General features: G+C 26.9%; 25 protein-coding genes. 17 read left to right on the forward strand and 8 right to left on the reverse strand.

What is annotated here, in order from left to right; genetic code table 11:
- Positions 1-1,347 (reverse strand): FAD-dependent oxidoreductase, encoded by a 1,347-nt coding sequence (locus ACAN_RS03355; RefSeq protein WP_099334802.1) that lies wholly within the window; start codon positions 1,345-1,347, stop codon positions 1-3.
- Positions 1,348-1,721: 374 nt separating this feature from the next.
- On the opposite strand from ACAN_RS03355, the gene ileS reads away from it, so the two are divergent.
- From ileS to ACAN_RS03375, 4 genes are all read left to right on the forward strand, one after another.
- Positions 1,722-4,448 (forward strand): isoleucine--tRNA ligase, encoded by a 2,727-nt coding sequence (ileS, locus tag ACAN_RS03360; protein WP_099334803.1) that lies wholly within the window; start codon positions 1,722-1,724, stop codon positions 4,446-4,448.
- Positions 4,449-4,562: 114 nt separating this feature from the next.
- Complete coding sequence (locus ACAN_RS03365; protein WP_099334805.1) at positions 4,563-4,841, forward strand: NifU family protein; 279 nt, start codon at positions 4,563-4,565, stop codon at positions 4,839-4,841.
- Positions 4,841-5,434 carry a hypothetical protein gene (locus tag ACAN_RS03370; RefSeq protein ID WP_099334806.1) on the forward strand — a complete coding sequence of 198 codons (594 nt, stop codon included), beginning with the start codon at positions 4,841-4,843 and terminating at the stop codon, positions 5,432-5,434. Before ACAN_RS03365 ends, ACAN_RS03370 begins: the two co-directional genes overlap by 1 nt.
- On the forward strand, positions 5,415-6,698 hold the full coding sequence (locus tag ACAN_RS03375; protein ID WP_099334807.1) for a UDP-N-acetylmuramoyl-L-alanyl-D-glutamate--2,6-diaminopimelate ligase: 1,284 nt from the start codon (positions 5,415-5,417) through the stop codon (positions 6,696-6,698). The genes ACAN_RS03370 and ACAN_RS03375 overlap by 20 nt, the downstream gene beginning before the upstream one ends.
- Here the strand turns inward: ACAN_RS03375 and ACAN_RS03380 are convergent.
- Genes ACAN_RS03380 through ACAN_RS03400 form a run of 5 tightly spaced genes read right to left on the reverse strand, consistent with a single transcriptional unit; the run spans position 6,695 to position 10,535 of the window.
- A complete protein-coding gene (locus ACAN_RS03380) occupies positions 6,695-7,456 on the reverse strand; it encodes a hypothetical protein (RefSeq protein WP_099334808.1) in 762 nt (253 codons plus the stop codon). The two genes, ACAN_RS03375 and ACAN_RS03380, sit on opposite strands and share 4 nt — an antisense overlap.
- 11 nt (positions 7,457-7,467) lie before the next feature.
- The gene (locus ACAN_RS03385; protein WP_099334809.1) at positions 7,468-8,370 is read right to left on the reverse strand and encodes a VWA domain-containing protein; all 903 of its coding nucleotides are present in this window, start codon (positions 8,368-8,370) and stop codon (positions 7,468-7,470) included.
- Positions 8,363-8,749, reverse strand: coding sequence for a hypothetical protein (locus ACAN_RS03390; protein WP_079577343.1), 387 nt, complete (start codon positions 8,747-8,749; stop codon positions 8,363-8,365). The genes ACAN_RS03385 and ACAN_RS03390 overlap by 8 nt, the downstream gene beginning before the upstream one ends.
- Positions 8,749-9,582, reverse strand: coding sequence for a DUF58 domain-containing protein (locus ACAN_RS03395; protein WP_099334810.1), 834 nt, complete (start codon positions 9,580-9,582; stop codon positions 8,749-8,751). Before ACAN_RS03395 ends, ACAN_RS03390 begins: the two co-directional genes overlap by 1 nt.
- The gene (locus tag ACAN_RS03400) at positions 9,582-10,535 is read right to left on the reverse strand and encodes an AAA family ATPase (protein WP_099334811.1); all 954 of its coding nucleotides are present in this window, start codon (positions 10,533-10,535) and stop codon (positions 9,582-9,584) included. Before ACAN_RS03400 ends, ACAN_RS03395 begins: the two co-directional genes overlap by 1 nt.
- A gap of 111 nt (positions 10,536-10,646) precedes the next feature.
- Here ACAN_RS03400 and ACAN_RS03405 point away from each other — a divergent pair, with 111 nt between their 5' ends.
- The 6 genes from ACAN_RS03405 (at position 10,647) to gmk (ending at position 15,976) form a co-directional block, all read left to right on the forward strand.
- Positions 10,647-11,825, forward strand: a complete 1,179-nt coding sequence (locus ACAN_RS03405; RefSeq protein WP_099334812.1) for a murein transglycosylase domain-containing protein — start codon at positions 10,647-10,649, stop codon at positions 11,823-11,825.
- A gap of 181 nt (positions 11,826-12,006) precedes the next feature.
- Complete coding sequence (gene rpsB, locus ACAN_RS03410) at positions 12,007-12,804, forward strand: 30S ribosomal protein S2 (RefSeq protein ID WP_099334813.1); 798 nt, start codon at positions 12,007-12,009, stop codon at positions 12,802-12,804.
- Between the two features lie 2 nt (positions 12,805-12,806).
- Positions 12,807-13,853, forward strand: a complete 1,047-nt coding sequence (tsf, locus tag ACAN_RS03415; protein ID WP_099334814.1) for a translation elongation factor Ts — start codon at positions 12,807-12,809, stop codon at positions 13,851-13,853.
- A 67-nt stretch (positions 13,854-13,920) separates the two neighbouring features.
- Complete coding sequence (locus tag ACAN_RS03420; RefSeq protein WP_099334843.1) at positions 13,921-14,559, forward strand: ABC transporter ATP-binding protein; 639 nt, start codon at positions 13,921-13,923, stop codon at positions 14,557-14,559.
- Positions 14,556-15,356, forward strand: a complete 801-nt coding sequence (locus tag ACAN_RS03425; protein ID WP_099334815.1) for a hypothetical protein — start codon at positions 14,556-14,558, stop codon at positions 15,354-15,356. The genes ACAN_RS03420 and ACAN_RS03425 overlap by 4 nt, the downstream gene beginning before the upstream one ends.
- Positions 15,356-15,976: a guanylate kinase gene (gene gmk, locus ACAN_RS03430; RefSeq protein WP_099334816.1), complete on the forward strand. Its 621-nt coding sequence runs from the start codon at positions 15,356-15,358 to the stop codon at positions 15,974-15,976. The genes ACAN_RS03425 and gmk overlap by 1 nt, the downstream gene beginning before the upstream one ends.
- Positions 15,977-15,990: 14 nt before the next feature.
- Here the strand turns inward: gmk and ACAN_RS03435 are convergent, their stop codons facing one another.
- Positions 15,991-17,610 carry an EAL domain-containing response regulator gene (locus ACAN_RS03435; RefSeq protein WP_079577351.1) on the reverse strand — a complete coding sequence of 540 codons (1,620 nt, stop codon included), beginning with the start codon at positions 17,608-17,610 and terminating at the stop codon, positions 15,991-15,993.
- A 103-nt stretch (positions 17,611-17,713) separates the two neighbouring features.
- Between ACAN_RS03435 and ACAN_RS03440 the strand changes: the two genes are divergently transcribed.
- From ACAN_RS03440 to ccoS, 3 genes are read left to right on the forward strand one after another with little or no spacing between them, the layout of a single operon-like run.
- Positions 17,714-18,211, forward strand: a complete 498-nt coding sequence (locus ACAN_RS03440) for an asparaginase domain-containing protein (RefSeq protein WP_099334817.1) — start codon at positions 17,714-17,716, stop codon at positions 18,209-18,211.
- Positions 18,199-20,637 carry a heavy metal translocating P-type ATPase gene (locus ACAN_RS03445; RefSeq protein ID WP_099334818.1) on the forward strand — a complete coding sequence of 813 codons (2,439 nt, stop codon included), beginning with the start codon at positions 18,199-18,201 and terminating at the stop codon, positions 20,635-20,637. The genes ACAN_RS03440 and ACAN_RS03445 overlap by 13 nt, the downstream gene beginning before the upstream one ends.
- Positions 20,638-20,645: 8 nt before the next feature.
- On the forward strand, positions 20,646-20,873 hold the full coding sequence (gene ccoS / locus ACAN_RS03450) for a cbb3-type cytochrome oxidase assembly protein CcoS (RefSeq protein ID WP_099334819.1): 228 nt from the start codon (positions 20,646-20,648) through the stop codon (positions 20,871-20,873).
- 28 nt (positions 20,874-20,901) lie between these two features.
- Here the strand turns inward: ccoS and ACAN_RS03455 are convergent, their stop codons facing one another.
- On the reverse strand, positions 20,902-21,183 hold the full coding sequence (locus ACAN_RS03455) for a c-type cytochrome (protein ID WP_099334820.1): 282 nt from the start codon (positions 21,181-21,183) through the stop codon (positions 20,902-20,904).
- A gap of 165 nt (positions 21,184-21,348) precedes the next feature.
- Between ACAN_RS03455 and ACAN_RS03460 the strand changes: the two genes are divergently transcribed.
- From ACAN_RS03460 to ACAN_RS03475, 4 genes are read left to right on the forward strand one after another with little or no spacing between them, the layout of a single operon-like run.
- Positions 21,349-21,957: an ATP-binding cassette domain-containing protein gene (locus ACAN_RS03460; protein ID WP_099334821.1), complete on the forward strand. Its 609-nt coding sequence runs from the start codon at positions 21,349-21,351 to the stop codon at positions 21,955-21,957.
- Positions 21,947-22,876, forward strand: coding sequence for a ferrochelatase (gene hemH / locus ACAN_RS03465; RefSeq protein ID WP_099334822.1), 930 nt, complete (start codon positions 21,947-21,949; stop codon positions 22,874-22,876). Before ACAN_RS03460 ends, hemH begins: the two co-directional genes overlap by 11 nt.
- On the forward strand, positions 22,876-23,424 hold the full coding sequence (gene amrA / locus ACAN_RS03470) for an AmmeMemoRadiSam system protein A (RefSeq protein ID WP_099334823.1): 549 nt from the start codon (positions 22,876-22,878) through the stop codon (positions 23,422-23,424). Before hemH ends, amrA begins: the two co-directional genes overlap by 1 nt.
- A 3-nt stretch (positions 23,425-23,427) precedes the next feature.
- Positions 23,428-25,272 (forward strand): response regulator, encoded by a 1,845-nt coding sequence (locus ACAN_RS03475; protein WP_099334824.1) that lies wholly within the window; start codon positions 23,428-23,430, stop codon positions 25,270-25,272.
- The last annotated feature ends 1 nt before the right edge of the window (position 25,273 follow it).

A 25,273-nucleotide genomic window follows, 5' to 3' on the forward strand; every position in this document is an offset into this window, starting at 1 on the left:
CTATTCATCTTCTGTTAAATCTGCTAAAAATTGTTTTTCATCAAACTCTAAATTTAAATATTCAGTAATTGTATGAATATCTCTTTTTGCATTTCCTAAACAAGATGTAGCACCTGGACTTGGAGTCATATTAAATATAATTCCTTTACCTGTATTAATTGAAGCCTCACCAAGCATTAATCTTTGTTGTTCTTTATTTAGAACTTGAGGTCTAATTCCTCCAAAGCCTTTTGCATACTCTATATCTTTTTCTTGTAATGATGGAACAATTTTTCTAGCATCTTTTACAAAAAGTTTTTTATTTAATCCTGGAACTTCAAATAAGAAGTTTCTTAATACATAATTTCTTATTTCACTATCTTTTAATAAGTCCCAAAATATCTTAATAATATTTCCATCTAAGTTTAAAGTTTTAAAGAAGTCTAAGTAAGTACCTGGCTTGTATCTTTCTAATTTTGGAAGCATAAGTGCAGTTGGACCAAATCTTGTTTTTCCATCTGCTAAAATATCTGGATCACCATGAAGTGCGGCAAATGGAAGTTTATCATTTTGTACCATGTATACTTTACCATTTAAAAACTCTTCATTAGTCATATAAAAACTTCCAGCCATTGGTAAGCAACCCATATGTTTTCCATAACCCATTTTGTGTGCTAAATATAATGAGTGTGCACCAGCATTTACCACAACAAAATCAGCAGTAAAAACAGTTCCTGATTTTGTTGTAATTTTATACAATTCTCCAAGTTGCTCTATTTCATCTACTTCTGAATTATAAAATATATCTGTTCTAACATCTTCACATGCTTGAGCTGCTTTTGCAAGCTCTTTTGTCATTTGTCCATATTCAACAGTTGTATATTCATCTTTTGCACCCATTGCTAAAATTGGTTCAGGTCTTTCTTGCCCATTTTCTAAGTAGACTAATTTTGGCTCAAGTTTTTTCAAGTCTTCTTTGTCCCAAAGCTCTAAATAAGGGAAAACTGTCTTGAACTCTTCATATCTATTTTTTATAAATTCTACTTCTTTTTCTCCAACACCTAAAGCCATTTTTTGATGTTTGAACATTATTTTATCTTGCAAATTATATTGAAGACAAAACTTCTCAATCATTTTTGCAGTTCTTTTTGTAATTTTTGCTTTTTCTAATGTATAATTTGTTTCTATATCACCCACATGAATTGTTTGTGAGTTACTTGTACCTTTTGTGTTTAAAGTAGCTAAATCTTCATATTTTTCTAACATACAAACACTTTTTGTATTTGTATATTTGGCTAGCTCATAAAATAACGCCGCACCAGAAATACCTCCACCGACAATAACTACTTCATAATGTTTCTCGTTCATATTAATAATCCCCATCAAGTTTTTAAAATATAAAGGATACTATCATATTTAAATCATTTTTGGTATAAAAATAAAAAAAACTGTACATAATTAATATAATATATCCTCTTTCGTAACATTATAACAGAAAATATTCTATATGTAATGTACAATAATTGTACATTTTTATTTTTAATGGTTACTTCTATGGTAAGTAAACAAAAAAATTACATTTTAGCTAAATAATAAAAATCTAATAAAAAAAATAACTATTATTTTATATTTATAAAACCTTAAAACTTTGTTAGTTAAATCTACTTTTACTAAATCTTAGATATAATCTACAATTTAATAAATAAGAACAAATACTTAAATATATTGAAGGTAGTACAGATATGGATTATAAAGAGAGTTTATTGCTTCCAAAAACAAAGTTTCCTATGAGAGGAAGTTTACCGCAAAATGAGCCTAAAAAATATAAGGCTTGGGATGAAAAAAAAGTTTATGACAGAATGAAAAAAAATAGAGAAGGCAGACCTAGCTTTACTCTACATGATGGACCACCCTATGCAAATGGGCATATTCATATAGGTCATGCATTAAATAAAGTATTAAAAGATATTATTGTTAAGTATCATTATTTTAATGGTAAGTCAGTTAGATATGTTCCAGGTTGGGATTGTCATGGTTTACCAATTGAGCAAAAAGTAGAAGAAAAAATAGGTAATACAAAGAAAAAAGAGTTACCAAAATCAAAAATTAGAGAGCTTTGCAGAGAACATGCTTCAAGATTTGTAGATATTCAAAGAGATGAATTTAAAAAACTTGGTGTTCTTGGAGATTGGGATAATCCTTATTTGACGATGGATTTTAAATTTGAAGCTAATATTTATAGAGAACTTTGTGCAATTGCAAAACAAGGTTTATTAGTTCAAAGAAGTAAGCCAGTTTATTGGTCATGGGCCGCACAAACTGCACTAGCTGAAGCAGAAGTTGAATATGAAGATAAAACTTCACCATCAATATATGTTGCTTTTAAACATGAAACACTAGATGCAAGTTTAGTTATATGGACAACTACTCCTTGGACAATTCCTTCAAATACAGGAATTGCACTAAATGGTGAAGAAGAGTATGTAATAACAAGTGACAAGTTTATTGTTGCAAAAAAACTTTATAACACTTTAGTAGAAAATGAGGTAATTAAAGGTGAGATTGTAAAAGATGTTTGCCCAAAAGAGCTTGAAAATACAAATGCAATTAACCCTTTAAATGGAAGAACTTCAAAGGTTATTTTAGCAGATCATGTTGAAATGGATGCTGGTACAGGTGCTGTTCATACAGCTCCTGGGCATGGTGAAGATGACTATAAAGTTGGATTAAAATATGGTCTTGAAGTATTAATGCCAGTTGATGCTTATGGTAAATATGATGAAACAATTGTAAGAGAAAAACTTTTTAAAGATACAGATAAATATCTAGGTGTTCATGTATTTAAAGCAAATGAGTTGATTTTAGAAGAATTAGGTGAGGCTTTATTAAGTAGAATTGATATAAGACACTCATATCCGCATTGTTGGAGAACTCATAAACCAATTATCTTTAGAGCAACAAAACAGTGGTTTATTTCAATTGATGATGAGTATGGAAAAGAGAATAAAACTTTAAGAGAAAATGCACTTAAAGTAGTTGAAGATCTTACATTCTATCCAGAGTGGGGAAGAAATAGATTAAAATCTATGATAGAGGGAAGACCTGATTGGTGTATCTCAAGACAAAGAGATTGGGGTGTTCCAATTGCATTTTTTAGAAATAAAAAAACTGATGAGATTATCTTTGATGAAAAAGTATTAAATTATACTGCGATGATTTTTGAACAAAAAGGTTGTGATGCTTGGTATGATTTATCAATTGAAGAGTTATTATATCCAGGTAGTGGACTAAATCCAGATGATTTAGAAAAAACTATGGATATTTTAGATGTTTGGTTTGATAGTGGTTCTACTCAAAATGCGGTATTAAGAAGTAGAAATTATGATGCTGGAACATTTCCTGCTGATATGTATTTAGAAGGAAGTGATCAACATAGAGGTTGGTTCCAGTCTTCACTTTTAACTACTTTAGCATCAAATGAAATTGCTCCTTATAAATCTATTTTGACACATGGTTTCACTGTTGATGAAAAAGGTGAAAAAATGTCTAAGTCAAAAGGAAATGTTGTTGCTCCTGATAAGGTTATGAAACAATATGGAAGTGAAATCTTGAGAATGTGGGTTGCAATGAGTGATTATCAAAGTGATTTAAAAATCTCTGATAATATCTTAAAGCAAAATGCAGAGATGTATAGAAAAATAAGAAATACTTCAAGATTTTTACTTGCAAATATTGATGATTTAGATGAAATTGTATCTCTTGATAAAATGACTGAACTTGATAAATGGATTTTAGCAAAAGCTAAAAAAGTATTTACAGAAATAGAAGATTCATTTGCTATTTACGAGTTTTCAAAAGGATTAAATAAGTTAAATAACTTTTTAGTAGTAGATTTATCTGGTATTTATTTAGATGTTTGTAAAGATAGATTATATTGTGATGATAAAGATGCTATACATAGAAGAAGCTCACAAAGTGCAATGGCTTTAATTACTAAAAAACTTATTACTACTTTATCTTGTATTTTAACATATACAATGGATGAATTATTAGAGTATGCACCAGCATTTATAAAAGGTGATGCCCAAGATATTTTTGATTTAGAAGATGAAAAATTACCTGAAATTGAAAGTAATCTTAATGAAGAATTTTTGTTAAAAGCTAAAGAAAAATTTTCAGAAGCTATTGATACACTTAAAAAAGAAAAAATAATTAAATCTACGCTAGAATTAGCAATAGTTACAAACTCTAAAGATATTTTAGCTTTACCAACTGTTGAAGCAGAAGATTTATTTTTAGTAAGTTGTGTTACTCAAAATTTAGATAGTGAAGTATTAGTATCTTTTGAGATTGATTCATGCAAATTTGAAGTTTGTAAAGTAAATGATGAGAAATGTCCAAGATGTTGGAAATTTAAATCAGAGAATGAAGATACTTTATGTAAAAGATGTGAAAGTGTATTAGCTTAATGTTAGAAGATCCAGTAACACTATCTTTTGTATTTAAAACAGTAGGAGTAATTCTTGTAGTTATTGCTATTGCAGTATTTTTAGTAAATAAAAAAAAGAAGAGGTAAACTTAATATGATGCCATTTTCAGATGAAGATTTGAAACTTCCAGTTAGTACAATAATTGAAAATAAAGTAGCTCCTATGTTAGCACAAGATGGAGGAGCTATATCATTGATTGATATTAAAAATGGAAAAGTATTTGTGCAACTACAAGGTGCATGTGTTGGATGTAGTGCAAGTGGTAGTACTTTAAAGTATGTTGTTGAAAAAGAGTTAAAAGCAGCAATACATCCAGAATTAGAGATTATAAACGTACCACAAGGTATGGAAAATAGTTTAGAGGAACTTTAATGATAAATGAGAAAAGATTATTAAATGAAGCAAATTCATATTTTTTGAATAAAGAGTATGATAAAGCTCTTTTTTTATATTCTCAACTTTCATCTTTATTCCCTTTAAAAAGGGAGTATAAAGTCTATGCTATTTTTTGTGATATTGCTAGTGAAGATGAGCAAAAAGCATTAACTTTATATGACTATTTTTCTGCTGCATCTTTAGAAGATATGGAAGCTGCAATCTCTTATGTAGAAGAGGTTGTAAATGCTTATGATGGTGATATTGATAAAATGATGGAAATGTTAAAAGATATCACTGAAACAGGTGTTGATTCCCTTGATGCAATAAAATATGATGATTTTAAAAAATTAGTAGATTCTAGGGGATCTTTTAGAGTGGCTTTTGAAGATATAATGTTTTCTACAAAAGTAGCAATAGAATCAAAAGAAGATTTTTTTGATTTTGTTTCAAAATTAATTGACAATGGATTTAATACTACTGCTTATAGCTATTTGGATGGTTTTAATGAGTATTTTACTTATGATAAAGAGATTGAAGAGCTATATAAAAAATTAGAAGAGAAAAAAATTGCTAATAACCATAAATAATAAAAAATTTACAGATAATTCAAAAGAAGCAAATAGTGAAGTTGCTTTTGTTTATTCATCACAAAATGAAAAGTTTTGCGATGATGCAAAAGCAAATAATTGTGTTGATTTAATTCCCTCAACAAACTTAAAAGATTATGTTGATTTTTCTTCAATAAAAATTATTGGAATAACAGGAACAAATGGAAAAACAACAACAGCTGCTGCAATTTATTCAATACTTTTAGACTTAGGATATAAAGTTGCACTTCAAGGTACAAGAGGTTTTTTTATAAATGATGAAAAAGTCGAAGATTATACTTTAACTACTCCTGTACAACTTGCAAATTTTGCACACATACAAAAAGCAATAGATAATAAATGTGATTTCTTTGTAACAGAAGTAAGTTCCCATGCAATTGAACAAAAAAGAGTAGAGGGAATTGATTTTGAATTAAAAGTTCATACAAATATAACAAGAGATCATTTGGATTATCATAAAACAATAGAAGAATACATAAATGTAAAAAATTCATTTTTCAATGATGATAGTAAAAAACTTATTAATAAAGATGACAAAGTTGTTAAGTTTAATACTAAAAATGCATATACATACTCTTTAGAAAATCCTTCAACTTATAAAGTTACAGCATATTCTTTTAAAAATGGAATGCATGTAATGTTTTCAAATATTGAAAAAATGAACGCTTTCTCATCATCTATGATGGGTATTTTTAATATTTATAATCTAATGGCAGCAATTGCAAGTGTACATTTAACTACAAATAAAACATTAGATGAGATTTGTGAAGCTGTTGAGAATTTTGCAGGAGTTAGTGGAAGAATGGAGATTGTAAGTGTTGATCCTCTTATTATAATTGATTTTGCCCATACTCCTGATGGTATGAAAGAAGTTTATGAAAGTTTTAATCATAAAGATATTATAACAGTATTTGGTGCAGGTGGAGACAGAGATAAAGAGAAAAGACCTCTTATGGGAAAACTTGCAGCAAATTTTGCAAAACATATAATTGTAACATCAGATAATCCAAGATTTGAAGATCCAGATTTAATTATTGAAGATATTTGTAAAGCAATACCTAATAAAGATAATTTGACTATTGAAGTAAATAGAAAAGAAGCTATTAAAAAAGGTATTGATTTAGCAAAACAGAACAAAAATTCTGTTTTATTAATACTTGGAAAAGGGGATGAGCCCTATCAAATAATTTATGATAAGAAGCTTCCTTTAGTAGATAAAGATGAAGTACTTAAGCATATTTAATAATATGCTCTAAGTACTATACCTTTATTGTTTTCTTTAGATTTTATATAATAATTCACAGGAGTTATTACAATATTTTTATCTTCATTTATTTCTTTTATTAACCATGAGGCTTCAACAACTCTATCTCTTGCTACACCTCTTAGAATATACTCTTGAATTTTTTCATCTTTTGATAGTTTTGATGCTTCTTTAATATCATCTTTTGAAATAACGCCAATTACTTCTAATCGTATAGCTTTTTTATTTTTTGCTAAAAATGTTGATAGGTTCTCTTTACAAGCTGTTGTTGGCATATATTCAAAAGTTTTATAGTTGTAGCACTTTGCAAGATTAAACTTTTTTGTATTAAAGAACTCTTTAAAATTCTCATTTGATAAAGGCACTTTTTTTTCAACTATTACCTCTTTTGTAATAATTTTTTCTTTAATAATTGGCTTAGTAGTGTCTTTTTGAATATCTTTTATCTGTTTAGTGCTATTTATATTTTTTGTAACTTCTTTTTGTGGTTTTTTATTTGTATCTTCTTTAGCAATTTGACTATTCTCATTTGTATTTAATAAGTATGCACTTAAGCTAATAATTATTAATGTAAAAATAGTAATTAATATATAAAAAATTCTTTTTTGTTTTTGTTTTTCTTGTTGGTTTAATTGGTCTTGTTTTAACTTTTCTTCCATTAATTTTTCTTGAATATTCTCTTTTGACATGCTTTTTTCTAAGGCTTTTTTTAACTCTTCACTTTTACTTTCTAGCATACTTTAACCCCTTATTCTTTATTTTTTAAGTATATTAACAAAATTAATATAATGGTAGCTATAAACAAAGGATAAAAGTAGTAATACTCTTTTAATACAACTTTATTCTTTTTGAGTTTACTTTTTTCTAGTTCATTGATTTGTTTATAAACATTTTGTAAATCTTCTTTGCTATTTGCATTGAAATATTTACCATTAGTCTCTTTTGCAATTTTATTTAATATATATCTATTTTGACTTTGAATTGCAATAGTATAAACTTTTATATTATATTTTTTAAGAAGTTTTAATACTATGTTAAAAGGTATTTGGCTTGAAGTATCTTCACCATCACTAAGTAAAATTATGATTTTACTTTTTGATTTTGAGTTTTTTAATATCTTTACACTACTTGCCAAAGAGTCAATTAATGCTGTTCTTGGACCAACAATTCCTATATCTAAATAGTTTAAAATCTCCTTTTGTGCTTGTTTATCAAAACTTAAAGTTGAAGCAATAAGTGAACTGTTTCCAAATACAACAAGAGCTATATTATCATTTATTCTTTTATCAATAAAATCACTTGCAAGCTCTTTTACTACATCAAATCTATTTTCTTGTAAATCAAATTTATTAAAACCTCTTTGTTTCATTGAGTCACTTGTATCAAGATTTAATACAATATCAATTCCATCACTATTAATAAACTGAGTATTTTTAATTTTAACAGGAGAAGCTAAAGCTGTTATTGCAAGTATTACAGTTAGATATTTTAGTAAATTTATTAATAATGTACTTTTTTTAGTACTTTCATTAAGTAAATTAAGATGTGGCATAAAATAACTTGACTCTTTTGCTTTACAATAAATAAAGCAGAATAAAAATGGTATTAAAAGTAAAAATAAATAAGGGTACTCAAAACTAAAATTATACATCTATTGCATCCACAAATCTTTTATATTCATTAATAATATCTTCATCAAATTTAGCTACTTCTTTTTTGTATTTATATTTTTCTAATTTTTCTTCTAGTTGGAAAAATAATCTTTTTGATCTATTATCCGTTGATGCAACTCTTCCATATTTTGTAATTTTATAAGCTGCATCTTTTGTATTATTTAAATCTAGTTTCTCTAATATTTCATATGCTATTTGCTCATCACTTTTTTTTCTTTTGTAAAATATCCTAATTAGCTGTAAAAGTATAATTATTATAATTAAAACAGTTGCAACAATTAAAAAAATATATATAAAATAAGAGTAGTCTAAAATAGAAACTAAGCCTTTTATGTCATTTATTTTTAGTTCATTCATTATTTCATTAACCTTACTAGTTTTGAAATGGGATTTTCATCTGTATATATTTTTATAAAGTTTGCATTGCACTTTCTTAAATGTTCATATAAAATGTGATCGTTTTTTTTAATCTGTTCTTTATAATCTTTAAGAGCTTGAGTATTTACAACTCCATTGTACTCAAAGCCATTTTCCAAATCTTTTAAATTTATATTTCCTAAAGTTGTCAAGTTTTCTTCAAATCTATCTCTTACTATTATTACTACAATTTCATGTTTTTTGCTTAATAGTTTTAAATCCAAACTTTCTACATTAAAAAAGTCACCTATTAAAAATATAAGAGAACGCCTTTTTATTTGTGAAAAAATAGAGTTTGTTATATTCTTATAATTTAGCTTTTTATTTACACTTTTGTATTCAAAAATATTTTCAGTCATTTTATTTACACTAAAAGTTCTTTTACTTTTTTTAGTACAAAAAGTTAGAGTTTCATTTGCAATATATGAACTAAAAGCATCACCTTGTTTTATTGCACTAAAAGCTAAAATAGAGCAAATCTCACATATTAATTCTTGTTTGAATTTATCCGTACCAAAATGTACACTTCCATTTAATAAGGCAACTAGGTTTATATTTAACTCTTTTTGTGCATGGAAAACTTTTACATATGGCTTTTGAAGTTTTGCACTAATAACCCAATCAATATTTTTTACGTCTTCTCCATATTCATACTCTTTAAGTTCTAAAAAATCGTAGCCTTCACCCTTTAGCTTTGAGCTATTATTTCCAACAACTTCACTAAAAACCTCTTTTTTGCTTTTTATTAAAATCTTTTTTATTTTTGGATTCATTATGGAATATTTATTTTCTCTACTATTTTATCAATTACATCATCAACATTTATATCTTGTGCTTGAGCCTCATAACTTAAAATAATTCTATGCCTTAAAATATTTTTTACAATCAATGCAATATCAATAGGGCTTACATAGTCATTTCCTCTTAAATATGCTTGGGCTTTAACTGCTTTAAACATATCAATAGTTGCTCTAGGACTTGCTCCAAACTCTATTTGCTCACTTAACTCTTCTAAACCATAACTTTTTGGATCTCTTGTTGCACAAATAATATCAACAATATACTCTTCTAACTCTTTATCAATATGTACATTTAATATTTCATCTTTTAATTTAAATAACTCTTCTTTTGTTATGATTTTTTCAAGATCAATTTTTTCATTACTAGAAGCCATTTTAGCTATTTCATACTCTTGTTCTTTTGTATTATATGAAACAACAATTTTAAACATAAATCTATCCAATTGAGCTTCTGGAAGAGTGTAAGCCCCTTCTTGCTCAATTGGGTTTTGTGTTGCAAGAACTAAAAATGGTTTATCTATTTTAAAACTATTTTCAGCAATTGTTACTTGTCTTTCTTGCATAACTTCAAGTAGGGCTGATTGAACTTTAGCAGGAGCTCTGTTTATCTCATCTGCTAATAATAAATTTGTAAAAATTGGTCCTTTTTTTATTTTAAATTCACCTGTTTTCATATCATAAATTTGTGCACCAATAATATCACTTGGTAATAAATCAGGTGTAAATTGAACTCTTTTAAAATCTACATTTATTACCTTAGCTAATGAGTTTACAGTTGTGGTTTTTGCAAGTCCTGGAACACCCTCAAGTAGAATATGACCATTTGTTAATAATCCAATTAATAAAGCATCAATCATCTCTTCTTGACCAACTATTTTTTTAGCCAATTCATTTTTTATTTGTACAATGGTTTCAAAACTATTCATATATTTTATATAACCTTTTTTGTTTAATTTTATCAAAATAGTAATAAATAGAGTTTAAATATTAATAAATATTTCAATTATAATCTATGTTTTTTTTGTTAAAATAACTTTATGAAAAAAACTTTTTTAATTTTTATAGTAATATTTTTTTTAATGGGATGTAGTAGTTCTGATATTTATAACTTAACTCGTGCTGCTATAAGTCAAGATCCTACAACTGCTTTAAAATCTATTGCAAAATCAAAAAGTATAAATTATGCTACTAATCCTAAAAGTTTAGAACAAGATATAAAATCTTTAGATAAAAACTTTAGAAAAATTTTGATTGCATTTACTAAGGCTATAACTGAAAATTGGGGTGAAAATAATGTAAAATTGCCTAAAAAGAAAGAGTATGTTAAATATATGCAAAACTATAAAAGTAGAGCTTTAATAGATTTTGACAATGCATATGTTTTAGTTGAAACACTTGATACAAATAATACAAAGAAGAGTTTACATAATGCAATTGTAACAACTTTATTATTACCAGAAGATCCTCAAGCAGCAGATTTATTTAATGCAAAAAAGATAAAATTAGGTAAAACTCCTTATTTATTAGGTGAAATTAAAGATGACCAAAATAAAGAGATTAGATACTCTTGGAGAGCAAATAGATTTGCTAAGATATTAACTAAAAAAATAGAATATAAAACAATAAAAAAAGATAATAAAAATACAAAAGTTGCTTATGTCAAAATACCAATGGTAAAAGACCATGCAAGTATAAGAGTTGCCAAATTTAAACCTTTTGTTGAAAAGTATTCAAAAAAATATAAGATAAGTAAGAATTTGATTTATGCAATTATCAAAACAGAAAGTAACTTTAATCAGTTTGCAATAAGTAATGCAGGAGCTATTGGATTAATGCAAGTTGTTCCTAGTACTGCTGGAAAAGACTCTTATAAATATTTAACAAATAAAACTCATACTCCAAGCAAAGAGTATTTATTTAATGCAAACAATAATATAAAATTAGGAACTATATATTTAAAAATATTAAATGAAAGATATTTAAAAGGTTTATACAATCCTATTTCAAAAGAGTATTGCGTAATAAGTGCTTATAATACAGGAAGTGGAAATGTTTTAAAAACATTTAGTTCAAGTAGAGTAAAAGCTAAAGATATTATAAATAAAAGTAGTGCTTCACAAGTATACAAAAAGTTAGTAAATGAGTTGCCATATAAAGAGACAAGAAGATATTTAATAAAAGTTTTAAATAATAAAAGAGATTTTGTCTCTTTATAATTGCTTAAACTTAAATTAAAGTTATATTAGGTAAAATTCGCGTTCTTATCTTGATTTATAAAATAATTATGATTAGAAACCTCACATGTGTCAATCCTAAAATGGGTTGTATCAATGCAGATACTAAGGGGCACAGAGGCTAAACCCAATTGAAAAAAATAAAAACTTAGGAGAATTAACTATGGTTACTATGAAAGACCTATTAGAATGTGGTGTACACTTTGGACACCAAACAAGAAGATGGAATCCAAAAATGAAAAAATATATTTTTGGTGTTAGAAAGAATATTTATATTATTGACTTACAAAAAACATTAAGATATTTCAGATATACATATAATGTAGTAAGAGATGCAGCTGCTGAGGGTCAAACTATGATCTTTGTTGGTACTAAAAAACAAGCTAGTGAAGCTGTAAAAAGAGCTGCTGAATCTTGTGGAATGCCATATGTTAACCACAGATGGTTAGGTGGTATGTTAACAAACTACGGAACAATTAAAAAATCAATTAGAAAATTAGAAGTAATTAAAAAAATGAAAGAAGAAGGTCAATTTGATCTTTTAACTAAAAAAGAAGCTTTAATGCTTACAAGAAAAGAAGAAAAATTAGAGTTATATCTTGGTGGAATTAAAGAGATGAATAATATCCCAGATATGATGTTTGTTCTTGATTCTGTTAAAGAAAAAATTGCTATTAAAGAAGCTAGAAGATTAGGAATTAAAGTTGTAGCTCCATTAGATACAAACTGCGACCCTGATTTAGTAGATTTACCAATTCCTGGAAATGATGATGCGATTAGATCAATTCAATTATTTTGTCAAGAAATGGCTGCAGCAATTAATGAAGGTAAAGCAGCAGCTGCTGATGCTGAGGGTACTGATGAAGTTGAAGCACCTGTAAGCGAAGAAGAAGCAAAAGAAGTTGTTGCAGAAGCAGTAGCTGAAGAAGAAAAAGAAGAAAAAGCGAAGGAGGAAGCATAATCATGGCAGGAGCAACTCCAAAATTAATTAAACAATTAAGAGAGATGACTGGTGCTGGTATGCTTGATTGCAAAAACGCTTTAAATGAGTGTGAGGGTGATTTAGATAAAGCAGTTCAACACTTAAGAGAAGCAGGTCTTGGAAAAGCTGCTAAAAAAGCTGGTAATGTTGCTGCTGAGGGTTTAATCTCTGTTTTAATTAATGAAGATAACACTAAAGGTACAATTTTAGAGCTAAACTCACAAACAGACTTTGTTGCAAAAAATGAAAACTTTATCTCTTTAACTAAAGAGATAACTGCACATGCACAGTCAAATGATATTAAAGATGCTGAAACTTTAGCATCATCTAAAATCAACGGACAAGAGTTTGGAACTTTCTTAAATGAAAAAATTGCAACTATTGGTGAAAATTTAGTAGCAAGAAAATTAGCTGCTGTAGAAAATCAAGTAGTTAATGGTTATGTTCATGCAACTGGTAAAGTTGGTGTATTATTAGCTGCAACTTGTGATGAAGCTGCAAAAGAAAAAACAGCTGCATTATTAAGAAATATTGCTATGCATGCATCAGCTATGAAACCAACTGTTATTTCATATACTGATTTAGATTCAGAGTTTGTTGAAGCAGAAAATAGAGCTATTAAAGCAGAAATTGAAGCAGAAAATGATGAATTACAAAGATTAGGTAAACCATTAAAAAATATTCCTGATTTTGTATCTAAATCTCAATTAACAGATGAAGCTATTGCAGATGCAAAAGCTAAATTTGAAGCTGAATTAAAAGAGCAAGGTAAACCAGAAAAAATCTGGGACAAAATTATTCCTGGTAAAATCGAAAGATATATCCAAGATAATACTCAATTAGATGGTAGATTAGCTTTATTATCTCAAGCTTATGTTATGGATGATAAAAAAACTGTTGAGCAAGCAATTGCAGAAGTTGATTCTTCAATTAAACTTGTTGAATACATCAGATTTGAACTTGGTGAGGGAATTGAAGTAGAAGAAGAAGATTTTGCAGCAGAAGTTGCAAAACAAATGGGTAAATAATCTCTACTAAAGATCAATTGTGTACGAACAAAATTTAAACTCGGCACACTCTACAAGTAAACCCCTTTTGCTAGAAGCAAAAGGGGTTTCTCATAAATTTGACTATGAACTTTTCAATGATATAAATTTATCTTTACATCAAAAAGAGACTATTGCTATTATAGGTATGAGTGGTAGTGGAAAATCTACACTTTTAAATATTTTATCATCACTTTTAAAACCTAATAGTGGAGAAGTTTTTTTTGAACAAAAAGATATATATAAACAAAAAAAATCAAAGCTTTTAAATATACGTAGAGAAGATTTTGGTATAATATTTCAAGCACACTATTTGTTTAGAGGATTTAGTGCTAAAGAGAATCTAGATATTGCAACACTACTTAGTTTAAATGAGATTGATACAAATCTATTAAAAGTATTAGATATAGAATATGTACTTAATCAAGGAGTTGGAGAACTAAGTGGAGGTCAACAGCAAAGATTATCAATTGCAAGGGTTTTAACAAAAAAACCAAAAGTAATTTTTGCTGATGAACCTACTGGAAATCTAGATAAAGAGACTTCAACTCACGTAATTGATGCACTTTTTGAGTATGTAAACTCATATAATGCAGGTTTGATTTTAGTAACACATGATGAAGAACTTGCAAAAATGTGTGATAAAACGTATAAACTTATTGATTTAAAGCTAGAGGAGATAGGGTGAATTTATTATTGATTAGTAATACTCCAATAATTATAAAGATTTTTAAACTTGTTTGTAAAAAACTTGATTTAGAACTGTTTGTACAAAGTGATTATAATGTACAAGAAAAAAAAGATTTTATAATTATTGACCAAGAATATATCGATGATAGATTTAACTCATTGAAAAAATTCTGTTCTAAACTTGGAGCTATTTGCAATGATGAATTACCTTTTGAAAAAGCAAGAGATTTTATTATTCCAAGACCTTTTTTACCTTTACAACTTCAAGAAATAATAAAAGAGCAATTAGAGTTTATTGATGAAGAAGAGACTTTAAAAAAGCAAGAAAATATTAAAAATACAGCAAAGTATTCAGCAGCTAATATGATAAATGATGACTCAGCAGAAGATTTGACAAACTATGTTGAATCACTTGCTGATAATATAGCTTCAGATATTGAAGATGAAAATGATGAAAGTATTGTAACTTTAGCAACTTTAAATAGTGGGGGAGTTTTGGATAATAATGAATTATCTAAAATCTCTGATATCTTAAGATATGACAATATACAAAATGAGTTTGTAAATAGTGAAAAAGAGACAGATTGGAAAGAGTTGTCTGATATTATAGATGATGCCTTAAATGAAGTTGGTGATTATGATATTGCAAATAATCAGCCTTTAAAATTAATTCTAAATAAGTATAGTATTGATGAATTGAAACCACTTTTAGAGAAATTTGACCAAAATGTTATTGATAAACTTTCAAATGGTGAAGATATTGATTTAAAATTAACTTTGAAGGATAATAACTAATGCAAGATAACTTTGGAGCCATTTTACTTATTTCTGGTCCTAGTGGATGTGGAAAATCTACACTTTTAAAAGAAGTATATAAAGATATTAATGAATACTATTTTTCTATTTCAACAACAACAAGAGCTCCACGAGAAGGGGAAAAGAATGGTGTTGATTATTTTTTTGTATCAAAAGAAGAGTTTGAAAAAGATATCAATGCTAAAAATTTTCTAGAGTATGCAAATGTACATGGCAATTATTATGGTACTTCTTTAAAACCTGTAAAAGAGGCTTTAAAAGATGGAAAGTTAGTAATCTTTGATATTGATGTACAAGGGCATGATTTAGTTAAAAAAACAGAACTCTCTTCTTTTTTAACTTCTGTTTTTATTACAACACCAACTTTAAAAGAGTTGGAAAATAGGTTAAATAATAGAGCAACTGATTCTAAAGATGTAATTATTAAAAGAGTAGAAAATGCAAAAGTAGAGATTAACTCTATTGATAAATATGATTATTTTTTAATAAATGATAATTTAGTACATGCAAGTAAAAAACTTGTAAGTATTGCAAATGCAGCAAGAATAAAAGCCTCTTTATTTAATAAAAAACAGATTATAAGTGAGTGGATGAATTAATTCATCTACTTAACTTATACTTCATCAAAACTCATAGGTTTACCAAAGTGATAACCTTGCGAGTAGTCAATATCTAAAGATTTTACTTTTTCATAAATCTCTTTACTACTTACAAACTCAGCTACTGTTGTAAAACCAAACTCTTTAGAGAAGTTTGAAATTGTATTTACAATAATCTCTTGATTTTTTGAGTGATCAATCTCTTTTATTAAAGAACTATCAATTTTTACAAAATCAATATCTAAATTCGTAAGCATATTAAAGTTGGAGTATCCAGCACCAAAGTCATCAACTCCTACTGTACAACCAAGAGCTTTTACATCTTTTATAAAACTTTTTACTATATCAATATCTGAAATCTCTTCACTTTCTAGTATCTCAAACTCTAAAAGTTTTGTTGCTTCTGGCTCATTTTTCAACTCTTCATAAATAAATTTTTGTGTTTCGTCACTTGCAATATCCTCAAATGAGATATTTACTGCAACTCTTTTATTTTTTGCTTTTATAAGAAGTAATGCCTCTTTTAACATTACTTTAATTACATGAGGGTATAGTTTTGCTTTTTTTGCTATATCTAAAAATTTAAATGGAGCAATAACTTCTCCATCATCTTCAATAAATCTAATCAAAGCTTCATATTTATAAATTTCTTGTGTTTTATTATCAACTATAGGCTGATAAAAACCTTTGAAGTTACCATTTTTAAGACCATTTTTGATTTTTTTAACCCATTTTATATTCTCTTCAAATGACTCTTGGATATTAAAAGAATCATCATAAATCATTACTTGTTCAAATTTATTTCTTGCGTATGAAATAACTCTTTGAGAGTATTTATATGCTCTATTTCCATCACCTTTTGCAATACCAATTGTAACATTTAAATCAATCTCATTATCATCAATAATTATTGTATCTTTTTGAATATTATCTGCAAAAGTTTTACATAGTTTTTTAAACTCATAGATATCTTTATCATGTTTTTTTGAAACAACTGCAAACTTATCTGCTTCAATTCTATAAATTTTATAATCTTGTTTACAAAAATGTTTTTTCAAATTATCTGAAAATTCAGAGAGTATTTTATCCCCATTGTTTTCACCAAACAAATCATTTATAGTTGAAAACTTATCAATATTTATTAAAGCCATCAAATCTTCTTCTGTTTGAGCTAAGTCTTTTTTTAGTCTATTTCTATTTGGTAAATGAGTAAGTTTATCAATGTATAGATCTTTTAATTCATGATAAAGTAGTGATTGGCTCATTGTTTGAAGTAGCTTTTTCATATCAATTGGTTTTAGAACATATTTGTCAACACCAATATCAATTGCTTCAAGTAAATATTCAGTATTTGAAAATGCTGTTGCAACAATAATTGGAATATTAGGGTTTATTTGTTTTATCTCTTTAATCATCTCTAAGCCATTCATATGTGGCATATTTACATCTGTTATGATAAGATCAATCTCTTCTTCATTCTCTTTAAAAAGTTCAAGCCCCTCTTGTCCATCTTTTGCAACAAACTGCTTTTTTGTGAAGCCTTTTAAGATATTTAAAGTTATTTCTCTTAAACTAGCTTCATCCTCTGCATACAAAATAGTGATATTTTTTAATATTGAGATATTATTTATCATTAAGATTTACTCCAATGTTAATACGGTATAATAATAATTATTGTTTTGGAAAATTATTATTCATTTAAATAATAATAACATAAAAGCATTTAAAAGAGGTTATATGAATAAATTATTAGTAATAAATACAGGTGGAACATTTAATAAAAGGTACAATGAACAAACAGGAACTTTAGATGTAGCTAAAGATAACAAAGCTATTTTAGATATTTTAGAAAATTGTGCTAGAGGAAATTTAAATATTGATATAAAAGGTATTATTTTTAAAGATTCACTAAAAATAGATGATAAAGATAGAAAAGAGATTATTAATGAAATCTCTAAATATGATAAAATTTTAATAGTTCATGGTACAGATACTATGGATGAAACTGCAAAATATATTGAAAAAAGAGTTAAAGATAAACTTATTGTTTTAACAGGGGCTATGCATCCTTACTCTATTGATAAAATAGAGGCAACATCAAACTTTATGATAGGACTTAGCTTTTTAAATACAAATAATACAAATGGAGTTTACATCTCTATGCATGGTCTTGTAAAAGAGCATGAAAAACTTTTTAAAAATAGGGATTTAGGAATATTTCAGTGTCAAAAATAAAATGTGATCATTGTCATTTAGAGTATGATGAAGATATAATGATAAAAGATGACTCTTTGCATTTTTGTTGCAAAGGTTGTCAAGGAGTTTATCATCTTCTAAAAGATGATGGTTTAGACTCTTTTTATGAAAAACTTGGAAATAAAACCATTGCTCCACCATTAACAAGCAATAATGATGTAGAAAAATTTGATACTAAAAGTTTTAAAGATAATTTTATAAAAACTACAGAAGAGGGCTTTAGTAGAATTGACTTGATTATTGAGGGAATTCATTGTGCTGCTTGTATTTGGTTAAATGAAAAAGTACTTTATGATACAGATGGAATTATTGAAGCAAATATAAATTTTTCTACAAATAAAGCAAAAATAGTTTGGGATGAAGATGAAATTAAACTTTCTGAAATTATTTTGAAAATTAGAAGTATTGGTTATAACGCCTATGCTTATGATGCAAGCATAGCAGATGAAAAAGCTACAGAATCTAAAAGAGATTTTTTTATTAGAATGATGGTAGCTGTTTTTGCTACTATGAATATAATGATGTTATCTGTGGCAAAATATACTGGATTTTTTACAGGAATTTCTGAACAAGTTAGAAACTATATACATTTAGGTGAGTTTATACTAGCAACACCTGTACTTTTTTATAGTGGTTGGATTTTTTACAAAGGTGCATATTATGGATTGAAAAATCGTATTTTAAATATGGATTTTTTAGTTAGTTCAGGAGCTACATTTTCATATATTTATTCGCTTTATGTTCTTTTTGGAGGCAAGGGTGAGAGTTACTTTGATAGTGTTGCTATGATTATTACTTTTGTATTAGTTGGAAAGTATCTTGAAGTTATTGGCAAAAAATCAGCCGTTGATACCTTAGATAAAATAAAAAGCTCAATACCATTAGAAGCAATTATTATAGAAGACAATATAAAAAAAGTATTACCAATAAATAGTGTAAAAGTTGGTGATATTGTTGAGTTAAAAGCAGGAGAAAAAGCATCTTTTGATGGAGCACTTGAATCTTCAAGTGCATCTTTTGATGAGTCTAGTATTAGTGGAGAATCTCTTCCTGTTGATAAACAAAAAGGTTCAAAAATATTTAGTGGAACAATAAACTGTGAGAAGGTTATAAGATATAAAGTTTTGAAATCTTATGAAGATTCAACTTTAAACTCAATAGTAACTTTACTTGAGGATTCACTAAGTTCAAAACCAAAAATCGAACATAAAGCAAATGAAATTTCAAAAGGTTTTAGTATATTAATTTTATCTTTAGCTATTTTGACATTTGTTGTTTGGTATTACTTTGGCATAGATTTAGGTTTTGATTATGAGGGTGCTTTACATTTTGAAAAATCTTTTATTGTTGCAATTTCAGTTATTGTTATTGCTTGTCCTTGTGCTTTAGCCCTAGCAACACCAATAGCTAGTTTAATAGGTATTTCAGAACTTGCAAAAAATGGTTTGTTATTTAAAGAAGCAAAATATATTGAAACATTGGCAACAGCTGATACTTTAGTAATGGATAAAACAGGAACAATTACAAAAGGTAAATTAAAAGTAAAAAAAGCAGAAATTTTAGATAATAATGTTGATAAATTAAACTTACTATACTCTCTTTTAGATAGTTCAAACCATCCAATTAGTAATTCTGTAAAAGAGTATATGAAAGATAATTTCTCTTTAGAATCAAAAGATATTTTTGATATTAAAAGTATTGATGGACAAGGTGTAGTTGCAAAATATAAAAATATTGATGGAAAAGTGTTTAATATATTAGGTGGAAATATGAAACTTTTAAAAACTTATAATATTAATTATAAGTTTGAAAGTCAAAACTCTATTTATATTTTTGTAGTTGATTCAAAAGTTATTGCAACATTTGAACTTGAAGATGAGATAAAAGAGGGTGCAAAAGAGTTCATCTTAAATATCAAAAAATTAGGCTTAGATGTAGTTATGCTAACAGGAGACAATAATGCAACTGCAAAAAGTGTTGCATCAAAAGTTGGAATTAAAAACTACATTTCAGAAGTTGATCCAATAGAAAAAGCACAATTTATTCAAGATTTAAAAAATAAAGATAAAAATGTTATTATGGTAGGTGATGGGATAAATGATTCTGTAGCTTTAGCAAAAAGTGATGTTGCTATTGCAATGGGAAGTTCTGCTGATATTGCACTTAGTGTATCAGATATTGTTTTACTAAATAATTCATTAAATAGTTTAGAACTAGCTTTTACCCTTTCAAAAAGAACATATAAATTTATAAAGCAGAATTTATTTATATCTTTAGTATATAATGCAATAACAATTCCTTTAGCAATGGCTGGATATGTTATTCCTTTAGTTGCTGCATTATCAATGAGTCTTAGTTCACTTATTGTTGTTGCTAACTCTATGAGAATTAAATTAAAAAAATAGGAAGTTTTATGATTGATGGTACTTTATTGATGATGTTAGTAGTTGCACTTGTAGTCTCTTTTGCAATTTTGGGAGTATTTATTTGGGGTGCTAAAGGTGGTCAGTTTGATGATGGTGAAAAAATGATGGGTGGTTTGCTTTTTGATTCAACTGAAGATTTAAATGATGCACGAAAAAAAGAACAAAAGAAAATGAATGCAAAAAAACAGCAAAAAAAAAGTAAGTTAGATAAATAACTTACTTTTTTTCAATAATTATAATTATTTATTTAAATGAGGCAATTTTTTTAGCTAAATCTTCAATGTCTGCATCTGAAAGTCTTGCAACTTGACCTTTCATTACACCTTTCATAGCTCCACCATAAGATCCATCTTTATAACCTTTTAGTGCTTTAATAGTTTTAGCTTCGTCCCAACCAGCAATAATATGTGATTTACCTAAGGCTTTTTTCTCAGCTTTTGCACCATGACAGCTAGCACATGCAGCCCAATTTGCAGCCATTACAGAAGCTGCTGCTATTAATGTTCCTAAAACAATTTTTTTCATTATCTCTCCTTGAAATATCTAAGATATGCATTTTATCTTTTTTTTTCTTGAATAAACTTTTAATATCAAAATTAATATTTTTACTAATTTTTTGATAATGTATATACTATTTTAAAGCTATCTTATTATAATATAATTAATTATATATAAGTATTTAGGTAAAAAATGAGTAATGATTTAGTATTGAGCATAAAAAATCTCTCTTTTTATTTTAATAATAAAAAGATGATATATGATAATTTTAATCTTGAATTAAAAAAAGGTGAACTTATTTGTATTGTAGGGGAGAGTGGAAAGGGAAAAAGTACTCTATTTGAGCTTATTTGCAATAACTTAAAACCCCAAAAAGGAATTATTAAAGTTAAAAAAATAAGTTCAATATATCAAGATCCTTATAGCTCATTTCATCCATCTTATAAGATTTTAGAGCAAATAGAAGATGTAGTTGATAATGATACTTTAAAAAATGAATTAAATAAATTATCTCTTGAGCTTAATTTAAATAAAGAGTTTTTATTAAAAAAACCTCATGAGTTAAGTGGAGGTCAGCTTCAAAGATGTTCAATCTTAAGAAGTTTATTGATGAAGCCTGATCTTTTGCTTGTAGATGAGGCAACATCAGCTTTAGATAATATTATATCTTTAGAGGTTATGAAACTTTTAATAAAATATTTAGATAAATGTGCAATACTAATGATTACACATGATATCTCACTAGCTAATTGGTGTGCAGATAAAATTATAGATTTAAATAGGTTGAAAAATGAAAAATAAAAAAGCATTGGTTTTATTAAATATGGGTGGTCCAAGGACAAAAGATGAGTTAAAAATGTTTTTAACTAATATGTTTAATGATAAAAATATCATTACAGTTAAAAGTAGTATTTTAAGAAAGATGATTGCTTTTTTTATTACAACTTCAAGATTAAATGAAGCATGGAAAAATTATGAAGAAATAGGTGGATTCTCTCCAATTAATAAAATAACTGAAAATTTAGTAGATAAATTAAATGATAGTTTTGATGATATTTATGTAACTCAAGCTATGAGATATACTCCACCTTTTTCATCAACAGCAGTAAAACAAATTAAAGAACAAGGTATAAAAGATGTAATTTTACTTCCTTTATATCCTCAGTATTCAACAACAACTACAAAATCTTCTGTTGAGGATTTTTATGAAGTGGCAAAAGATGAGTTTAATATAGAAGTTATTGATCCTTTTTATAAAAATGAGAGTTTTAATGATATTATTTTAGAAGAATTAGTTTCAAAAGTTGAAAATGTAAGTGAATATAATCTTATTTTTTCAGCTCATGGTCTTCCTCAAAAAATTGTTGATGCAGGTGATGTATATGAAAGGCATGTTAATGAGCATGTTCGAATATTATCAGAAAAACTACAAAAAAAAGGTTATAACTTTAAATCAACAAATTTAGCTTATCAATCAAAGGTAGGACCTTTAAAGTGGCTTGAACCATCTTTAGATGATATGCTAAAAAATTTTAAAGATCAAAAAGTTTTAATTTATCCAATTGCATTTATTATTGATAATTCAGAAACAGATTTTGAATTAAGCATTGAGTATAAAGAGATTGCTGATGAAATTGGAATAAGTGATTATAAGGTTTGTAAGTGTGTAAATGATAGTGAAGAGTTTCAAGCTACAATTAAAGAGTTAATAGGAAAGTGATGGATTTAAAAGTTCTTTTAGATATTGCAAGAAAAAGCATTTTTACATATTTTGATAAGTCATTAGTTTTAAATAAAGAGTTTTATTTATCAAACTTTGATGAATTAAGTGAACAAAGAGCAAGTTTTGTAACACTTACTTTAAATGGCAGATTAAGGGGTTGCATAGGCTCTTTGACTGCACATACTCAACTTTATGAAGATGTTTTTATCAATGCAAGAAAAGCAGCTTTTAATGATCCAAGATTTGAACCTTTACAGTTCAAAGATTTTACAAATATAAAAATCGAAGTTTCAGTTTTGACTCCACCAAAAAGAGTAACTTATATAGATAGATATGATTTAAAAGATAAAATAATTCCAAATAAACATGGTGTAATTTTAAATTATAATGAAAATCAAGCAACTTTTTTACCTCAAGTTTGGGAACAGTTACCAAGTTTTGATGAGTTTATAAATTCATTGTGCCTAAAAGCAAATGTATCAGCATCTTGTTTAGAAGATAATGCGCAGATTTTCATATATGAAGCCATGAAAATCAAGGAATAATCTATGCATAAAGAGAAAGTATCTAAAAAAAATTTAACTATATTGTATGTTGAGGGTGAACAAACAATAAAAAATGAAATTGCTTCAATTTTAGAACTTTTTGCAAAAGAAGTGATTGTAGCATCAAATGGTCAAGAAGGCTTAGATATTTTTAAAACTAAATCAATTGATTTAGTTATAACTGATATAAAAATACCTAAATTAAATGGTTTTGAAATGCTAAAAGAGATTAGTAAAATAAATAAGGAAATACAAGCTATTGTGCTTTCTTCATTATTTGAAGCAGATCTTATAAAACAAGCAAATAAAATAGATATTATTAATGATTATTTGGTAAAACCAATTGATATCTCAACTTTTTTTGAAAAAATAAATAAGGCTTATAAAAATATTCAAAGGCAAAAAGAGTATAAGAGCGTTACAAAACTTTTAGAACAGTATAAAATAGCAGTTGATAAATCTGCTATTGTTTCAAAAACTGATGTGAATGGAAAAATTACCTATGCAAATAAACAGTTTTGTGATATCTCTGGATATTCAATAAATGAACTACTTGGTAACTCACACAATTTAGTAAGACATCCAAATAATAGTAAAGAGTTTTTCAAAGATTTATGGAATACAATCAAAAATGAAAAAAGAGTTTGGAGAGGTAGATTTAAAAATAGAGCAAAAGATGGCTTAACTTATATAGTTGATGCAACAATAGTTCCTATTTTAAACTCAAATGATGAAATTGATGAGTTTATTGCTATTAGATATGATGTAACAGAAGTAGAAGCATACAAAGAGTTTTTGCAAGAGAAACTTTTTACTTCTCAAGAAGATGCAACAAGAAGTGTTCATTTATTAAAAGAGTATGAACATATGATTAATATAAGTGCTTCTGTTATAAGGGTTGATATAAATAAAAACATAACCTTTGCAAATAATAGATTATTGCAACTTTTACATTTTGAAAATAGCAATGATTTAATAGGAAAAGAGTTTTTTAATATTATAGATAAAAGCTCATATAAAGAGTATGATAAAGTTTTTGATGATATTTTAAATAAAGGTTTATATAGAGGAGTTTTAAACTTTTGTTGCAATAAGAAGAAAAATCTTTATAATATGGATTTTACTTTTAGAGCTATTAAAGATGTGGATGGTAATATCAAAGAGTTTATGGGAATTGGTAAAAATATTACTGAGACAATAAATTTACATAAAGAGATTGAAGATACACAAAAAGATGTGATTTTTTCCCTTGGAACTATTGGAGAAGCAAGAAGTAAAGAGACAGGAAATCATGTAAAAAGAGTTGCAGAATACTCATATATTTTAGCAAAAGAGTATGGATTAAATCAAGAACTTGCTGAAGTAATAAGATTAGCCTCACCTATGCATGATATTGGAAAAGTTGCTATTTCTGATAATATTTTAAATAAACCAGGTAAATTTACAAAAGAAGAGTTTGAAATCATGAAAGAACATGCAAAATTGGGTTATGATATGCTGAAAAACTCAAATAGACAAATTTTAAAAGCGTCTGCAACAGTAGCATATGAACACCATGAAAAATGGGATGGAACAGGCTATCCAAGAGGTTTAAGTGGTGAAAATATACACATTTTTGGAAGAATAACAGCAATTGCAGATGTATTTGATGCTTTAGGAAGTAATAGATGTTATAAAAAAGCATGGGAACTTGATAGAATTTTGGATTTATTTAAAAAAGAAAGAGGAAAGCATTTTGACCCAAAACTTGTAGATATCTTTTTTGATAATTTAGATAAGTTTCTTGAAATACGAGATAAATATAAAGATGATTATGAAGAGATAGAGGACTTAGAGGCTTATAGATAAT

The sequence above is a fragment of the Malaciobacter canalis genome (assembly GCF_008000835.1).
GTDB classification, from domain to species: domain Bacteria; phylum Campylobacterota; class Campylobacteria; order Campylobacterales; family Arcobacteraceae; genus Malaciobacter; species Malaciobacter canalis.

Bases quoted from the DNA above. Each gene is read 5' to 3' on its own strand.
- ileS (WP_099334803.1), top strand. From the start codon at position 1,722: ATGGATTATAAAGAGAGTTTATTGCTTCCAAAAACAAAGTTTCCTATG.
- hemH (WP_099334822.1), top strand. From the start codon at position 21,947: ATGAAAAATAAAAAAGCATTGGTTTTATTAAATATGGGTGGTCCAAGG.
- ACAN_RS03370 (WP_099334806.1), top strand. From the start codon at position 4,841: ATGATAAATGAGAAAAGATTATTAAATGAAGCAAATTCATATTTTTTG.
- amrA (WP_099334823.1), top strand. From the start codon at position 22,876: ATGGATTTAAAAGTTCTTTTAGATATTGCAAGAAAAAGCATTTTTACA.
- ACAN_RS03390 (WP_079577343.1), bottom strand. From the start codon at position 8,749: ATGAATGAACTAAAAATAAATGACATAAAAGGCTTAGTTTCTATTTTA.
- ACAN_RS03385 (WP_099334809.1), bottom strand. From the start codon at position 8,370: ATGTATAATTTTAGTTTTGAGTACCCTTATTTATTTTTACTTTTAATA.
- tsf (WP_099334814.1), top strand. From the start codon at position 12,807: ATGGCAGGAGCAACTCCAAAATTAATTAAACAATTAAGAGAGATGACT.
- ACAN_RS03440 (WP_099334817.1), top strand. From the start codon at position 17,714: ATGAATAAATTATTAGTAATAAATACAGGTGGAACATTTAATAAAAGG.
- ACAN_RS03355 (WP_099334802.1), bottom strand. From the start codon at position 1,347: ATGAACGAGAAACATTATGAAGTAGTTATTGTCGGTGGAGGTATTTCT.
- ACAN_RS03380 (WP_099334808.1), bottom strand. From the start codon at position 7,456: ATGCTAGAAAGTAAAAGTGAAGAGTTAAAAAAAGCCTTAGAAAAAAGC.
- gmk (WP_099334816.1), top strand. From the start codon at position 15,356: ATGCAAGATAACTTTGGAGCCATTTTACTTATTTCTGGTCCTAGTGGA.
- ACAN_RS03365 (WP_099334805.1), top strand. From the start codon at position 4,563: ATGATGCCATTTTCAGATGAAGATTTGAAACTTCCAGTTAGTACAATA.
- ACAN_RS03405 (WP_099334812.1), top strand. From the start codon at position 10,647: ATGAAAAAAACTTTTTTAATTTTTATAGTAATATTTTTTTTAATGGGA.
- ACAN_RS03460 (WP_099334821.1), top strand. From the start codon at position 21,349: ATGAGTAATGATTTAGTATTGAGCATAAAAAATCTCTCTTTTTATTTT.
- ACAN_RS03435 (WP_079577351.1), bottom strand. From the start codon at position 17,610: ATGATAAATAATATCTCAATATTAAAAAATATCACTATTTTGTATGCA.
- rpsB (WP_099334813.1), top strand. From the start codon at position 12,007: ATGGTTACTATGAAAGACCTATTAGAATGTGGTGTACACTTTGGACAC.
- ACAN_RS03400 (WP_099334811.1), bottom strand. From the start codon at position 10,535: ATGAATAGTTTTGAAACCATTGTACAAATAAAAAATGAATTGGCTAAA.
- ACAN_RS03475 (WP_099334824.1), top strand. From the start codon at position 23,428: ATGCATAAAGAGAAAGTATCTAAAAAAAATTTAACTATATTGTATGTT.
- ACAN_RS03395 (WP_099334810.1), bottom strand. From the start codon at position 9,582: ATGAATCCAAAAATAAAAAAGATTTTAATAAAAAGCAAAAAAGAGGTT.
- ACAN_RS03455 (WP_099334820.1), bottom strand. From the start codon at position 21,183: ATGAAAAAAATTGTTTTAGGAACATTAATAGCAGCAGCTTCTGTAATG.
- ccoS (WP_099334819.1), top strand. From the start codon at position 20,646: ATGATTGATGGTACTTTATTGATGATGTTAGTAGTTGCACTTGTAGTC.